The sequence below is a fragment of the Paracoccus sp. N5 genome (genome assembly GCF_000371965.1).
Classification (GTDB): Bacteria; Pseudomonadota; Alphaproteobacteria; order Rhodobacterales; family Rhodobacteraceae; genus Paracoccus.
Genome location: NZ_AQUO01000002.1, coordinates 290,031 through 305,088, shown reverse-complemented (window position 1 = coordinate 305,088; position 15,058 = coordinate 290,031). Strand labels below are relative to the sequence as shown.

The 15,058-nt window shown below is 67.0% G+C and carries 14 protein-coding genes; 6 read left to right on the top strand and 8 right to left on the bottom strand.

The window, feature by feature from the left end; genetic code table 11:
- Positions 1-42: 42 nt before the first annotated feature.
- Positions 43-270: a hypothetical protein gene (locus tag PARN5_RS0115925; protein WP_018000765.1), complete on the bottom strand. Its 228-nt coding sequence runs from the start codon at positions 268-270 to the stop codon at positions 43-45.
- Between the two features lie 127 nt (positions 271-397).
- On the opposite strand from PARN5_RS0115925, the gene PARN5_RS0115920 reads away from it, so the two are divergent.
- From PARN5_RS0115920 to PARN5_RS0115895, 6 genes are read left to right on the top strand one after another with little or no spacing between them, the layout of a single operon-like run.
- Positions 398-850 carry a cytochrome c gene (locus PARN5_RS0115920; RefSeq protein WP_018000764.1) on the top strand — a complete coding sequence of 151 codons (453 nt, stop codon included), beginning with the start codon at positions 398-400 and terminating at the stop codon, positions 848-850.
- A 15-nt stretch (positions 851-865) separates the two neighbouring features.
- Positions 866-2,263 carry a cbb3-type cytochrome c oxidase subunit I gene (locus tag PARN5_RS0115915; RefSeq protein ID WP_018000763.1) on the top strand — a complete coding sequence of 466 codons (1,398 nt, stop codon included), beginning with the start codon at positions 866-868 and terminating at the stop codon, positions 2,261-2,263.
- Between the two features lie 4 nt (positions 2,264-2,267).
- Positions 2,268-3,071, top strand: a complete 804-nt coding sequence (locus PARN5_RS0115910; protein ID WP_018000762.1) for a CbbQ/NirQ/NorQ/GpvN family protein — start codon at positions 2,268-2,270, stop codon at positions 3,069-3,071.
- Positions 3,072-3,075: 4 nt separating this feature from the next.
- A complete protein-coding gene (locus tag PARN5_RS0115905) occupies positions 3,076-4,998 on the top strand; it encodes a VWA domain-containing protein (RefSeq protein ID WP_018000761.1) in 1,923 nt (640 codons plus the stop codon).
- Positions 4,998-5,534 (top strand): cytochrome c oxidase subunit 3, encoded by a 537-nt coding sequence (locus PARN5_RS0115900; RefSeq protein ID WP_018000760.1) that lies wholly within the window; start codon positions 4,998-5,000, stop codon positions 5,532-5,534. Before PARN5_RS0115905 ends, PARN5_RS0115900 begins: the two co-directional genes overlap by 1 nt.
- 7 nt (positions 5,535-5,541) lie before the next feature.
- Positions 5,542-5,787 (top strand): cytochrome C oxidase subunit IV family protein, encoded by a 246-nt coding sequence (locus PARN5_RS0115895; RefSeq protein ID WP_018000759.1) that lies wholly within the window; start codon positions 5,542-5,544, stop codon positions 5,785-5,787.
- On the opposite strand, the gene PARN5_RS0115890 is transcribed toward PARN5_RS0115895, so the two are convergent.
- The 7 genes from PARN5_RS0115890 to PARN5_RS22395 form a co-directional block, all read right to left on the bottom strand.
- On the bottom strand, positions 5,784-6,482 hold the full coding sequence (locus tag PARN5_RS0115890; protein WP_018000758.1) for a Crp/Fnr family transcriptional regulator: 699 nt from the start codon (positions 6,480-6,482) through the stop codon (positions 5,784-5,786). The genes PARN5_RS0115895 and PARN5_RS0115890 overlap by 4 nt on opposite strands.
- A 1,550-nt stretch (positions 6,483-8,032) precedes the next feature.
- Positions 8,033-9,202: a CaiB/BaiF CoA-transferase family protein gene (locus tag PARN5_RS22410; protein WP_198289616.1), complete on the bottom strand. Its 1,170-nt coding sequence runs from the start codon at positions 9,200-9,202 to the stop codon at positions 8,033-8,035.
- Positions 9,203-9,216: 14 nt separating this feature from the next.
- Positions 9,217-9,927, bottom strand: a complete 711-nt coding sequence (locus PARN5_RS22405) for a TetR/AcrR family transcriptional regulator (RefSeq protein ID WP_198289615.1) — start codon at positions 9,925-9,927, stop codon at positions 9,217-9,219.
- A gap of 106 nt (positions 9,928-10,033) precedes the next feature.
- Positions 10,034-11,356: a TRAP transporter large permease gene (locus tag PARN5_RS0115865; protein WP_018000754.1), complete on the bottom strand. Its 1,323-nt coding sequence runs from the start codon at positions 11,354-11,356 to the stop codon at positions 10,034-10,036.
- A gap of 3 nt (positions 11,357-11,359) precedes the next feature.
- On the bottom strand, positions 11,360-11,944 hold the full coding sequence (locus tag PARN5_RS22955) for a TRAP transporter small permease subunit (protein WP_081615026.1): 585 nt from the start codon (positions 11,942-11,944) through the stop codon (positions 11,360-11,362).
- 65 nt (positions 11,945-12,009) lie between these two features.
- A complete protein-coding gene (locus tag PARN5_RS0115855; RefSeq protein ID WP_026155497.1) occupies positions 12,010-13,038 on the bottom strand; it encodes a TRAP transporter substrate-binding protein in 1,029 nt (342 codons plus the stop codon).
- A 15-nt stretch (positions 13,039-13,053) separates the two neighbouring features.
- Positions 13,054-14,994 carry an AMP-binding protein gene (locus PARN5_RS22395; protein WP_018000751.1) on the bottom strand — a complete coding sequence of 647 codons (1,941 nt, stop codon included), beginning with the start codon at positions 14,992-14,994 and terminating at the stop codon, positions 13,054-13,056.
- Positions 14,995-15,058: the final 64 nt, after the last annotated feature.

Genomic DNA, 15,058 nt, shown 5'->3' with positions numbered 1-15,058 from the left:
ACTTGGCCGGTATCGACATGAAAACCGCTGAATTGCCTTTGGTCAACCTTCGCGGGCTTCATCCAGAAGGCGAGAGACCCAGCGCCCGGCAAGCCAGGCCGCGGGAACGCCCAGCGGCACCGACCAGGCCAGCGCGGCGCGCGGCGACAGCGCCGTCAACCCGAAGGCCTGGCTGAGCAGGCCCAGCATGAAAAGATTGATCGCCACCGCCCCCGCCGCAAAGACATAGAGCAGGATCGCGAGTTTCCAGACGGGCCATCGGGTCGGCATGGGGTTCTCCTGTGATGTCCCATCATGCGCAGAAAGGATTTTTGTCATCCTTGACTTCCGTCAAGGCAACCGCACCCCCGCACCGCCATATCAGGGCCATCGCCAACAACTCCCGGAGGTCTTTGCCATGCGCGAAGTCCTGACGAAGAGCATGGCCCGCAACATCTTCTATGGTGGGTCGCTGTTCTTCATTCTCATCTTCATCGGCCTGTTCGTTCACGGCCACTGGTACATCACCCATGTCTCGACCGATCAGGCGGGGCTCACCGACAGCGTCAAGCGCGGCAAGCACGTCTGGGAGGAGAAAGCCTGCGTCAACTGCCATTCGATCCTGGGCGAAGGCGCCTATTTCGCGCCCGAGGTCGGCAATGTCATGAAACGCTGGGGCGTCGACGACGATCCCGACATGGCCTTCGAGACGCTGAAGGGCTGGATGGATGCCCAGCCCTCGGGCACGCCCGGCCGCCGCCAGATGCCGCAGTTCAACCTGAGTGACGAGGACGTCCGCGCGCTGTCGGATTTCCTGCTGTGGACCGGCCGCATCAACACCCAGGACTGGCCGCCGAACGACGCCGGCTGAGCGAAAGGGAACATCATGAAATACCAATCCCAGAAGATCGCGCTGGCCTATATCTATGTCGCGCTGATCCTCTTTGCCGTCCAGGTCACCATGGGGGTGGTCATCGGCTATATCTACGTCAACCCGAACTTCCTGTCCGAGATCCTGCCCTTCAACATCGGCCGGATGCTGCACACCAACTCGCTGATCGTCTGGCTGCTGACCGGCTTTTTCGGCGCCGCCTATTTCCTGATCCCCGAGGAGGCCGAGCGCGAGATCCACTCGGTCAAGGCCGCCTATATCCAGCTCGCCATCCTGGTGATCGGCACGGCGGGCGTGGTCGTGACCTATCTCTTCAACCTGTTCGAAGGGAACTTCCTGCTGGGCCGCGAGGGGCGCGAGTTCCTCGAACAGCCGCGCTGGGTCAAGGCCGGCATCGTCATCGCGGCGCTGATCTTCCTGTGGAACGTCAGCATGACCGTGCTCAAGGGCCGCAAGACGGTGATCTCGTCGATCCTTCTCCTGGGGCTCTGGGGGCTGGCGCTGCTGTTCCTGTTCTCGTTCTACAACCCGTCGAACCTGGCGCTCGACAAGCAATACTGGTGGAACGTCGTCCACCTGTGGGTCGAGGGCGTGTGGGAACTGATCATGGCCTCGATCCTGGGCTTCCTGATGCTGAAGCTGACGGGCGTGGACCGCGAGGTCGTGGAGAAATGGCTCTATGTCATCGTCGCCACGGCGCTGTTCTCGGGCATCCTCGGCACCGGGCACCACTATTACTGGATCGGCCTGCCCGCCTATTGGCAGTGGATCGGCTCGATCTTCTCGTCCTTCGAAATCGTGCCGTTCTTCGCCATGATGGCCTTTGCCTTCGTCATGGTCTGGAAGGGCCGGCGCGACCATCCGAACAAGGCGGCGCTGCTCTGGAGCCTCGGCTGCTCGGTCCTGGCCTTCTTCGGCGCGGGCGTCTGGGGCTTCCTGCACACGCTGCACGGGGTGAACTACTATACCCACGGCACGCAGGTCACCGCGGCGCATGGGCACCTGGCGTTCTATGGCGCCTATGTCTGCCTGAACCTCGCGCTCTTTACCTATGCGCTGCCGATCCTGCGCCGGCGCGACCCCTATAACCAGGTGCTGAACATGGCCGCCTTCTGGCTGATGTCCGGCGGCATGCTGTTCATGACCTTCGTGCTGACCTTCGCCGGCACGCTGCAAACCCACCTGCAGCGCGTCCTGGGCGAATACTACATGGACGTGCAGGACCAGATCGCGCTGTTCTACTGGATGCGGCTGGGCGCGGGCGTCGCCGTCGTCATCGGCGCCTATATGCTGATCTATTCGCTCTTGGTGCCGCGCCGCGAGGTGGTGCGCCCCGGCCCGGTCGAGCGTGAACGGCTGGCCAAAGACCCCGACCATGTCGCAGCGGAGTGAAACGATGGACGGAACCTTCGACATGAAGGGGGCGAGCGCCCCCTTCTACCTGCCCCAGGGCGACGAATGCCAGATCTTCGCCGCCGCCCATGCCGCCGACCTGCCCCTGCTGCTGAAGGGCCCGACCGGCTGCGGCAAGACCCGCTTCGTCGCCCATATGGCGGCGCGGCTGGGCCGGCCGCTCTATACCGTCGCCTGCCACGACGACCTGTCGGCCGCCGACCTGATCGGCCGCTATCTGCTGAAGGGCGGCGAGACGGTCTGGGTCGACGGCCCCCTGACCCGGGCCGTGCGCCAGGGCGCGATCTGCTATCTCGACGAGGTGGTCGAGGCCAGGAAGGACGTAGCCGTGGTGCTGCACCCGCTGACCGACGACCGCCGCATCCTGCCCATCGACCGCACCGGCGAGGAATTGCAGGCGGCGCCCGGCTTCATGCTGGTGGCATCCTACAACCCCGGCTACCAGAACATCATGAAGACGCTGAAGCCCTCGACCCGGCAGCGCTTCCTGTCGGTCGAATTCGGCTTCCCCCGGCCCGAGCACGAAATCCCCGTGGTGGCGCGCGAAAGCGGGCTGGACGAGGATCGCGTGGCGCTGCTGGTGCGGCTGGCGGGCAAGCTGCGCGGGCTCAAGGGCCAGGATCTCGAGGAAGGCGTCTCGACCCGGCTGGTGGTCTATGCCGCGACCCTGATCGCCGGCGGCATGGCGCTGGACCGCGCCATCCTGGCCGCGATGATCGAGCCCCTGACCGACGACGCCGACACCCGCAAGGGTCTGCTTGACCTGGCCGTGGCGGTGACGGGATAGCGCCATGGCCCATATCGAGATCGCCCCCTGGGAGCCCGAGGAAACCGTCGGCAAGCTGTGGCACCTGATCGCCTCGCGCATGGACCCGCCGCAGCGCTACCCCGAGGCCGCCGTCCGCTTCGACGACATGCGCGGCCGCATCGCCGTGCTGTTCCGGGGTCTCGGCGGGGCGGCCGATGTCGAGCTGAAGCCGGTGGCCGACCAGTCCGGCCGCCACCGCATCTCCTGGCGGCGCCGGCTGGCCTTTGAACAGGAACGCCTGGCCCGCAGCAGCTTCGACGGCGACGCCCTGCGCCTGCCGGCCGAGCTGGCCGAATTCCCGCGGACCCAGGATAACGAGGGGCTCTATTTGTGGCTGGCCGCGGCCTCGGCCCATGCCCCGGGCTTTGCCGCCGAGACCGATCCGTTCCGCGCCGATCTGGCCGGCATCGCCGCCGGCATGGCGATGGTGCGCGCGACGCTGGATGCCGCGCCGGGCCTGGCGGCGCTGTGGGCGCGGCTTTGTGCCGCGCATCTGCAGGCCCGCCGCCGCCCCGCCCTGCGCGGGACCGAGGCGCAGGTCGAGATCCTGGTCCGCCATCTCCTCGGCGATCCGCAGCCGCCGGAGCCCGCGCTGCTGTCGGGCCATGCCGCCCCGCCCGCGCATTGGCAGGCGCCGCGCGGCTATCGCCCGGTGCTGCCGGTGCCGATGTGGCCGGACCTGCGCGGCCTGAGCCGGGCCCCCGGCGAACAGGTCGCGAGCCTGCCCACGGACGGCAGCCCCGAAGAAGGCGGCGACGGCACCGCCCGCAAGACGCGGCGCATGAAATCCGACCAGGCCGAGCGCAAGGACAGCATCATCCTCTACAAGTTCGAGGCGATGCTGACCTGGGCCGAGATGATGAACATCAACCGCCGGGTCGAGGACGACGATCTCGACAATGCCAAGAAGGCCGCCGACGACCATGAGGAGATCGTGCTGGGCCAGGTTTCGAAAGCGCCGGCGACCAAGCTGAAGCTGCATCTCGACCTCGCGCCCGAGGACGTGGACCGCGAACGCATCGCCGGCCGCTTCACCTATCCCGAATGGGACGCGAGGGGCGGCGTCTGGCTGCCCGACCATTGCCGCGTGCTGGCCGCCCCGGTCGAACCGGTGCCCGATTACGCCGGCGTCGCCGACCCGGCCGCCCGCCGCCGCATCGAGGCCGTGCGCCGCCAGTTCCAGGCGCTGCGGCCGGCCAGGGCGATCCGCCACGCCCAGCCCGACGGCGACGAGCTGGACCTTGACGCCGCGCTGCGCAGCATCGCCGACCTGCGCGCCACCGGGCGCGGCAGCGACCGCATCTGGCAGCAGGCCCGGCCGGAAAACCGCGACCTCGCCGTCTCGATCCTGCTCGACGTGTCGCGCTCGACCGAAAGCGCCGTCACCGGCCGCCCGGTCATCGACATCGCGCGCGAGGCGCTGACCGCGCTGGCCTGGGGCCTGGACGCCTGCGGCGACCGCTTCGCCATCCAGGGCTTTTCCTCGCTGAAGCGCGACCGGGTCTGGATCCACGACTGCAAGCCCTTCACCGAGCCGATGTCGCGGGCCGTCGAGGCGCGCATCCATGCCCTGCGCCCGGGCTTCTATACCCGGGTAGGCGCCGCGATCCGCCATGCCGCGGCCGGGCTCGCCGAAGAGGGCCGCTCGCGCCGGCTGCTGATCGTCATCACCGACGGCAAGCCCAACGACCTCGACCATTACGAGGGCCGCCACGGCATCGAGGACAGCGCCATGGCCGTGCGCCAGGCCCGCCGCGCCGGCCACGCGGTCTTTGGCATCACCATCGACAAGGGCGCGCAAAGCTGGTTCCCGCGCATCTTCGGCCAGGGCGGTTTCTCGGTGATCCGCGATCCCGACCGGCTGACCGGCGCCCTGCCCGAGATCTATCGCCAGCTGGTGCTGTGATGCGGATCGACGACCTGCCGGGAGAGCTGATCCTGTGGATCCTGATCGCCTCGGAAGTGCTGGTCTTTGCCGCCGGGCTTTCCGCCATGGTGGCGATGGGGCTGCGCGACCCGCAGGGCTTTGCCGCGGCGCAGGGCCATCTCGACGGGCGCATGGCGGCGCTGAACACGGTGATCCTGGTCACCTCGGGCCTGTTCGCGGCGCGGGCGGAACGCGACGCCGCTGCCGGCCACCGCCGGCGCGCCCGGATCGGGCTGGGGCTCGCCGGTCTCGGCGGGCTGATGTTCCTGGCGCTGAAGGCGGTGGAATACGCCCGCGACATCCGCGCCGGGCTGGGGATGGACGGCCACCCGTTCTATACCTTCTACTACCTGCTGACCGGCTTTCACGCCGCCCATGTCATCGCCGGCGTGGCGGTGCTGGCGCTGGTCGCGCTCCGGGCCCGGCCGGCGCCGGTGCAGGCCGGGGCGATGTTCTGGCATATGGTGGATCTGGTCTGGGTGCTGATCCTGCCCGTCATCTATCTGATCTGGTAGGAAAATCATGGACGCCCTGACCCGAGCCTGGCTGATGCTTCTGGGGCTGACGCTGGCAACCGCGCTGTTGGCGGGCATCGATGGAAGGTTGGCGGCCGTGGCGCTGCTGGCGCTGGCCTGGCTCAAGGCGCGGGCGATCCTGGGCGGTTTCCTGCATCTGCGCACAGCACCCGGCTGGCTGGGCGCGGCCATGCTGCCGCTGGGCATCTGGCTTGTCGTGATCGGCGCGCTGTGCCTTGTCGCGCCCGGCTAGGGCGCGGTGTCGGCATGGGCGACCTCGCGCAGCCGCGCGACCGAGTCGATGACGGCGCTGGCCTGGTCGATGCGCACCCCGCATTGCCGCAGCCGGGCAAAGCTGCGGCTCAGGCTTTCGGGCTTCATGCCCAGCCGGCCGGCGATCAGCATCTTGTCATAGGGCAGCATCACGGTCGCGGCCTCGGCATCCGGCGGGCAAAGGCCCAGCAGGAACTCGGCCACACGCTGCGCGCCCGAGCGGGCCTTGAGCTGCTCGATCTGCTCCACCAGCCCCTGCAGATGCAGGAAGGTCGCCGACAGGATCGCGATCGCCGCCTCGGGATGGGCTTGCAGCAGGTTCAGGAAGGCCTGCGCCGGCACGGCGACCACCTCGCAAGCGGTCGAGGCCTCGGCCGAGACCGGATAGGCGGCGCGGCGCAGGGCGATGGGCTCGCCAAAGCTCTGGCCGCGGGTCATCACGCCCACCACCGCCTCGGCGCCGTTCGGCGCGATGCGATAGAGCTTCAGCCAGCCCTCGGCCATGATGTGGATGGCCTGCGCCGGGTCGCCCTGGTGGAACAGCGCCTGCCCGCGCGCGAGGCGCCGGACCTGGGCCACGTCCAGCAGCCCCTCGATCATGGCCGGCGGCAGGCCGGCGAACAGCCGCGACTCGCCGGCGATCCGGCGGTGCAGGGCAGTCAGTTTATGGCTCATGGCATGGCTTTCCGGTCGCGGATCGCCAGAGTAGGGGTAAGCCCGCGCGCAGACAAGGCTAAGCCGGCGCGAGCCGTGCGCCTGGGCTCTGGCGGCCACACCCGGCGTCCGCGTCCGACGGGTGTTGGAATGCGCGCGAACACCGCCCGGCGCGCGGATGCAGATCCTGAAGCATGAAGCACGCCATACGGTGCCGCTGCCGATGCCGGCCTCGGGCGCGTCGCCTCCGAAAAGCTGCGGGAAATACATCAACTTCCGTCGCTGAATACCCAGGGCGAGCCCGCCCATTCCCAGGCCGCGCGGTCGTGGTTATCCGCGACAGCAACGGCGCTTATGGCCGTTGGCGAATGGGCGACCAGTCAGAGCCGAGGCGAAAGGCCTTGCGCGCTGGAGAATCGCCAGCAGCACGGCGGATCGCGCGCCTTCTGACCGTTGGGCGATCACCTAGGCAGCGCGGATGCCGTCCTGGTGGCCAAGCCGAACCGCGATGCCGGCTTCGGCACAAGCCAGCAGGCGGACAGACCAATTCGTCTCCTGGCTCGCCAAGGCAGGGGGCAACCTGCAGCGCGTCTTCGGCCGTGACCTGAAAGGATCAGGCCGCCGTTTCCGCAGCCTGAAAGATGCAGATCATCGATGCGGCCAGACACGTTCTTCAACGCCTCGCGCTCGCGAAGCCTGACAGTCGCTGCCCGAATGGTGCCGATGCGTCGCATCGGGCAGGGCCGGTTTCCTCGGTCGAAACGCCGATGGCTCCCTGTCAATTCCCGATTTCACCGGAAACCGCTTCTTCAACACCCTCGGCAACATCCCTGACGATGGCCGCGTCGGCCTGTTCATTCTGATTGCCGGGCTCGTCGGCATCGCCTGGGGTTCTGCACCGCCGCGTAATTGGCCGGCGCCGAACGGATCATCGATCTGGTCCCGGAGGCGATCTGGCCGGCCGAGCGGGCCCTGCTGCGTCCCGCTCCAAGAAGCCTGTCCGGCCATGAGACGGCCAACTGGCGGGAAGCGCGGGTATCGCCGGTTCCGCCTTGCCCGGGAACAGGCCGGAAGCCGCAACGCCGTCTCCTTCCATCGGGTGCCTGCGGATGGCAGGCCGATCGAACCCCGTCTGCCCCGGAAAGGTTCCTGCCAATCCGGCTGGAAACCGCCGACGGGATTCTGCTGCGGCGCCATACGATTTCCCAGGCGCCGAGCGGGATCGATTGCCGGATCACGGTCACGCGCGAGCAAGATGGTCGCGGATCCACGGCGCCGCAGGACCGGCTTGAGCCTGGGGCCTTCTCGAAGCGGGTTCGCCAGCGTGCGATGATGGCGACGCTGAAGGGGGTGGTCGCCTGGGCGGAAGCAGGTTCAGCGCCTCCGGTCTATTTCCTGCATGCGGGCCCGGAACCCCAGCGGACATCCATTCCGCGACCGGCTCGAAACCCTTGCTCATTATCATTGCGGCTCGGACGGGTGATCATGGCGCTGCCGTGCCGAACCCGTTCCACAGGGCTTCCCTCCATTCCACAGAAAGGATCGCGCCATCGAACCGTAGGATCGAAAAGCTAGGGCATCGCAGCGACTGCCTCGCCCGCGACAACCCTGCGGCGGATCAGGTCGGCAATGCGATCAGCGTCGATCCCGCGCTGCCGAAGCGCAGGACCGCCAGTCCGCGCAGCGACAGGAGGCGGGCGGATCCCGGCCGGGGCCGAACGGCTGAAACGCGGCGCGGGGGCTGGCTCGATCACGTCATCGTTGCATAGGAACGCACCGCGGCTCCGCGCCAGCTCATGACCCGCCGCCTCGGCCATGTCCAGAACCGGGCTGACGCAGGCATCGGTTCCGGCGAAGGCCGCTTCCCATTCGTCGCGGCTCCGAGTGGCGAAAACCTCCGCGAAAGCAGCGCGCAGCCGGGGCCAGCCTTCGCGGTCATGCTGGTCGGGCAGATCGGCGTCGGCAAGCCCCAGAACCGACAGCAGCTCGGCATAGAACCGTTTTTCGACCGCACCCACGGCGACGTAACCGCCGTCGCGCGTACGATAGGTCGTATACCAGGGCGAACCGCCGTCCACCGTATTGCTGCCGCGCTGCAGTTCCCATTGTCCGGCCTGCCAATAGCCGTAATGCATCGCCATCATCGAGCCGACGCCGTCCACCATGGCGGCATCGATGACTTGGCCAAGCCCGGATTGCCGGCGTTCGTGCAGCGCCGCCAGCAGCCCCATGGCGAGATAGAGAGAGCCGCCGCCGAAATCGCCGATGTAATTGAGCGGAACCGCCGGCGGACCCCCGGGCTCGGAACCGATCGCCGCCAGCGCGCCGCTCATCGCGATGTAATTGATGTCGTGACCGGCGCGGGCGCTCAGCGGGCCGGACTGGCCCCAACCCGTCATGCGGCCATAGATCAGGCCGGGATTGGCTGCCATGCAGGCCTCTGGCCCAAGGCCAAGACGCTCCATCACCCCGGGGCGGAAGCCTTCGATCAGCAGATCGCTGCCGCGCACCAGGTCGAGCATGAGCTCTATCCCCTCGGGGGACTTCAGATCGACCGCCACCGCCTCCTTGTTGCGGTTCAGCAGGTCGTAGCGGGTCGGGATGTCGAAACCCAGATCGGCACTGGCCAGCCGCTGGACGCTGAGCACCTCGGCCCCAAGATCGGCCAGCAGCATGCCGCAGAACGGGGCCGGGCCGAGACCCGCCATTTCCAGAACCTTCAAACCTCGCAAGGGGCCCATGTCTTTTCCTCTTATCATGATGTTCGGGGTGCGGCCCGCGATCCGCCGCCGCGATCGGCGGACAAGGCTTCGGCTTCCAGCCGCGCCAACCGCGCCTCGATGCGCTCCAGCCGCTCGGGCAAAGGCAGGGATCGTTCGGGCAGCACCTCGCGGTTGCGCATGCCCTCGTAGATCAACTCGGTCAGTTCACGCGCGACATCGGGAACCGAGAAATGCCCCTCGCCACGCAGATGGCCCCAGGTTTCGTGCTCCATGGCCCCGAATACCGCCGAGCGGATCAGCCGGGTCGAGATCGTGTCGTGGAACTCGCCCGAGGCGATGGCCTGCTGACAAACCTCGCGGATAGCGGCGGAATAGGTGCGGGCCAGCTCGTAAATCCGCATCTGGCGATAGTTCGGATCCGGCCGCACCTCGGTCAGCACGAAGCGGGACAGGCCGGGGAAATCATAGGTCGTGCGCAACGCCGCATGGATCAGGTAATAGATCCGTTCGCGCGTTCCCGTAAGATTGGCATATCCCGCACCGATCCGGTATTCCTGCTCCATCCAGTCCTCGGCCACGCGCAGCATCAGGTCGCGCTTGGTCTTGAAGAAGCGGTAGATCGTTCCTTCGACGATGCCGCATTCCGCCGCGATCTCGGCGATCGATACGGAGTTGTAGTCACGTTCGGCCAGCATCCGCCGCGCGACGGACAGGATCATCGACAACCGCTGCTTCTGCGGCATGCGCGACCTGCGCGGGGCCAAGTCCGTCATCGATCCGGTCGACTTCGCGGACGGGCTGGCAATGGTTTTCTGGGCTCGGGGCAAGGCGGAAATCACTTTCTGCTGCTTACATTGTCCGGACCAGTATCAGCGAAAGCGCCGGCACCACCAGTAGCAACGCGATCCGCAGCAGATCGGACATCAGGAAGGGAAATACGCCGCGAAAGGTTTCCATCATGCTGACATCCCGGGCCATCTTGTTGACGACAAAGACATTCATGCCGACGGGAGGGGTAATCAGCCCGATTTCCACCACGGTCATCGCAAGAATGCCGAACCAAAGCGATTTTTCCGGCGGCGCCAGCCCAAAAAGATCGAGGTGCATGACGATCGGAAAGAACAACGGAATGGTCAGCATGATGATCGCCATGGATTCCATGACGCAGCCCAGCACGATGAAAATGATCATCATGCCAAGCACGACCATGATCGGAGCGACGCCGCTGTTGACGATGATATCGGCGATCTGATGGGTCATGTTGGTAAGCGCCAGCGCCGCATTCAGCATATCGGCCCCCAACAGGATGATAAAGATCATCACCGTCGCCTCGGCGGTCCCCAGCAGACACTGCAGGAAGGCGGCCGGCCGCAGGTCTCCCGACAAGGCGGCAACCACGCCACAACCGACGACCCCGACGGCCGAAGCCTCGGTCGGGCTGGCCCAGCCCAGATAGATGCTGAGGATGACAAAAAGAAAGACCAGGCTTACCGGCAGCACGCCGACAAAAGAGCGCAGGATCTCGCCCGGCGATGCGGGAATGCTGGCGGGGCCCGCGTCGGGGTTGCGGGCGACGATCATCATCACCACCAGCATATAGCCCAAGACGGCGATGAGCGCGGGCACGATGGCGGCGATGAACAGCTTGCCGATCGATTCCCCGGTCAGGATTGCATAGATCACCAGCGGCACCGAAGGCGGAATCAGGATGCCCAGCGTGCCGCCCGCCGCGACCGTTCCCGTTGCCAGCCGGGGCGAATATCCGCGCTTGCGCATCTCGGGCAGCGCGACCTGCCCCATGGTTGCCGCCGTGGCAAGGGAACTGCCGCAAACGGATGCGAAGCCGGCACAGGCGCCGATGGTCGCCACGGCAACCCCGCCGCGAAACCTGCCGAGCACGGCATTCACGAACCGGAACAGCGCGCGCGACAAGCCGCCATGGGTGGCGAACTGTCCCATCAGAACGAACATCGGAATGACGATCAGGTCAAAGTTGGACAGCCGGGCATAGGTGACGTTCTTGACCCAGGCCAGCAGGATGTCGACCGAGCCCGTCACATACAGAAAGCCCACCGCGCCACACAGGAACATCGCGGCGCCCACCGGCATGCGCAACAGGATCAGCAGAACGGTGACGCCAAGAAGCAGAAGCCCAAGGGTGATCGGATCCATGCGTCAATTCCCCCCGCATGAAAAGGCATGGGCCATGTCATCGACCACCTGCCGGGGCGCGAAGGACTGAAACAGGCCGATCACGCCGAACAGCGCCAGCCCGGGCACCATCGCCAGTTGCCAATATCCCTCGATCCAGGCGAGCAAGGTCGACACCGCGTGGTTTTCAAGGCTGCCCAGACCCAGCGCCACCGTGCGCACCGCCAGGAGCAGCCCGAGGCAGCCAAGGATGAAATAGCCGGTCCGGTCCAGTATCTGCTGCACGCCCGAAGGCAGCGCTTTGGTGGCGAAGTCGACCGCGACATTGCCATGGCGGACCTGACACCATGCAAACAGCAGCGACGAGGCCACCGCGCCGCCCATCTGGACGATCTCGACGTCGCCGCGCACCTGCCAGCCCATGGTCTTGCGCGCCAGGATCGAGACCGTCAGCATGATTGCAAGCCCGCAGAGAGCCAGGCCGCCGAGCGTCGCTGACATCATCGCGGCCTTCCGCAGCACCGTCGCCGCACGATGCCAAGACGAGCGCATGCCTCCCAGCGGCATACCGTCGACCGGCTGGCCGACCCTTCCTGGAATGTCCATCATTTACCCTCTGCAGAGATGGTGGTCGAACGCAGCGGCCAGGCCACAGCGACCCGCGGGCCAGATCTTCACTGGTTCTCGAATTTCTTGATCAGGGCGGTGGCGGTGTCATAGAGCGCCGCCCCGTCTGCTCCGCTGCGGTCGACTTCCTCGATCCAGCGTTGCCGGACGACATCCATCCGCTTCACCCATTCGGCATACTGGTCCTCGCCGATGACATGGACCTTGGCACCGCGGGCCTTGGCAGCTTCCTGATCCTCGATCCCCTTCTGGCGGTAGATTTCGCTCATATGGCGGGAAGCCTCGAGCCCGGAGGCCTCGTCGATGACGGCCTGCAAATCCGCAGGCAGGCGATCATAGGTGCTCTCGCTGATCAGAAACATTGCGATCGAGCTGGTGAAGGGGCGGCGACCCGGCGGAAAGACGCTGTGGGCGTTTACCTCCTCATCCATGTTCAACATGCGAACCGCGCTCCAGGGGATCATGACGCCGTCGATCACGCCGCGGGAAAGCGATTCCGTAATTGCATTGGCGGGCAGTTGCACCGGAATGGCGCCGACCTGTTCAAGCGCGATAGCGCCGTAGCGGCCGGGCGAGCGGATCTTGGTGCCCTGCATTTCAGCAACCGTCTTCAGCGGTTCCGCCTTGAAATGCAGGACCGAGGGATCGCCCACCGCGACCCAGAGCGGGCGGACGCCCTTGTACTCGTCAGGCACATGCTTGGTGACGTATTCATACATCGCCATCGCTGTCACCGGCTCGGTTCCGGCGATAAACGGCAGCTCGAAGACCTCGCTGCGCAGATATCCCCCGGGCTGATAGGATGGCACGGTGAAGACCGCATCGGCGATGCCATCGCGGGCCTGGTCGATCAGCTGCGCCGGCGTGCCGCCGAGCTGCATCGCCGGGTAGATCTGGCAGGCGATCCTTCCTTCGGACCGCGTCTTGATCGTTTCGCACCAGTGCACGACCATATCCGTCGCCGGAAAGGCCGTCGGCGGCAGGAAATGGTGCACGCGCAACGTGACTTCCTGCGCCATGGAGGGGCCCGAGATCGCGATCAGGGCCGAGGTGACGAGTGGCAATAGGGCTTTCATCTTGGGTCCTCGAGGTCAGGATGCAGGGTCGATATTGATCTGGCATTGCAGGCGAGAGGCGATCCCGGCGATCTCCGGGGCGACGTTGCCGGGGAGCGGGTCGGCGAATTCCGCCTGGTCGCCCCTGGGGCCGGCGCTCAGTTCGAAGGCCGGGGCGGCGGCGCCGAAACGATCGCGCAGAGCGGTCTCCAGGGCGCATCTTTTGGCGTCCAGGCGCAGCGCGACCTTGGATATCTTGCCGACCGGGGTCAGGGGCAGCGCCTCCAGGATGCGGATCTCGCGCGGCAGGGCGGCGCGTTCGGCGATCCTCTCCGCGCACCAGGCGCGCAAGGCCGCACCGCCGATCCTGGCCCCGTCCATCAACTCGACATAGGCCACGGGCATCTCGCCCTTTTCCGCATCGGGTTCGGCCACGGCGGCGCACAGGCGCACCGCCGGATGGGCGTCCAGAACATCCTCGATCAGGCGCGGGTCGATATTGTGGCCGCCGCGAATGATCAGATCCTTGGCGCGGCCCGAGAGCCACAGATAACCTTCCGCATCCAGCCGCCCGATGTCGCCCGAGTTCCCCCAGACCGTGCCGTCGCGCGGGTCGGTGACAAAGAATTCGGGGTCGCGGTCCGGCATGTTATAGCCCAGCATGAGGGTTGGCCCCCGCGCCACCACGACCCCGCAGGTGTCCGCGGGAAGGTCGCGGATGATCCGGCTGTGGTCGTCCAACTCGACCACCCTCAGGGCATATCCGGGCAAGGCCCGGCCGACCGATCCCACCTGCGGGCGCCTGGACGGATCGAGATGGCCGGTGATGGTGCCATGCATCTCGGTCAGGCCCCAGTTCTCGCGCAGCCAGATGCCGAAGCGGCGGTGGAACCGCTCCATCAGATCGACCGGGATGGTCGATCCGCCGCAATGGTAATCGCTGATCCGGTGCGGGATCTCGCCGTCGGGGCTGGCCTGCAGGATGGCGGCGGCCGTCGTCGGCGTGGAAAGGACCGAGGTGACGCCGAATTCCTGCATCAGCGGCCAGAAATTGGCCACCACCTCGCGGTCCCGGAACCCGAGCGGCGTCAGCGTCAGCAGGGTCTGGCCGAACAGCAGGCTGCGGGTCGCCAGCGGGATCAATCCGCCGCAGTGGAAATTCGGCATGCCGTGGGCAACCACGGCATCGGGCTCTGGCCCCATCAGGATGCCCGTGTTCCAGGCAACCGTCAGCAGCCCCTGCTGCGACATCCGGACCAGCTTGGGCATTCCGGTCGTCCCGCCGGTCGGCATCGTCACGACGACCTCCTCGGGACCGGTCAGGTTCGTCAGCGGCGCGTCCGTTCCCGCACCGGCCAGCGCGGCATCGAAACCGCAAGCGGGATCCGCTGCGCCGACCAGCAGGATGTGGTTCAGCTCGGGCATCATCGCCCGCAGCCGGTCCAGGTCGCGCCAGACCCCGTCGCCCCCGGCGGCGGTGGTCGTGGTGACCAGGGTGGTCACGCCCCCGGCGCGCAGAATCGCCGCCAGCGCCTCGACTTCCAGATAGGGATTGACCGGCAGCAGCGTGCCGACCGCCATCGCCGCCCAGGAGGCGATCAGCCCTTCGGCCACCATCGGCAACACCACGCCCACGACTGGCCGGCGGCGCGGCCCGGCATGGGCCTGAAACACCCGGCCCGCGCGCTCGACGCGGTCGAGCAGATCGCCATAGGACAGGCCGCTGCGCGGGCCGCCGGGAATGCCCCGGTGCAGCTGGATGATCGCGGTCTTGTCGGGCAGCATGTCCGCCGCGGCCCGCAGGCAGGCCAGGATGGTCGTCGCGGGCAGCAGGGCCTCGAGCGGCCAGCGGGCGATTTCCCTGCGGTCTGCCTCGGTCAGGCAGCGGGCGCGCGCCACCCGGCCGGGACTGGGCGCATGCCCCGGCAGCCAGGGCAAAACCGCGGCATCCGCCGCGCTGCGCGTCAAGGTTTCCATCTTGCCTCCTCCCAAAAGCGCTGGAACTTGTTTCATCCTCCCCCGGCAGTGCGAGAGCGGCGGC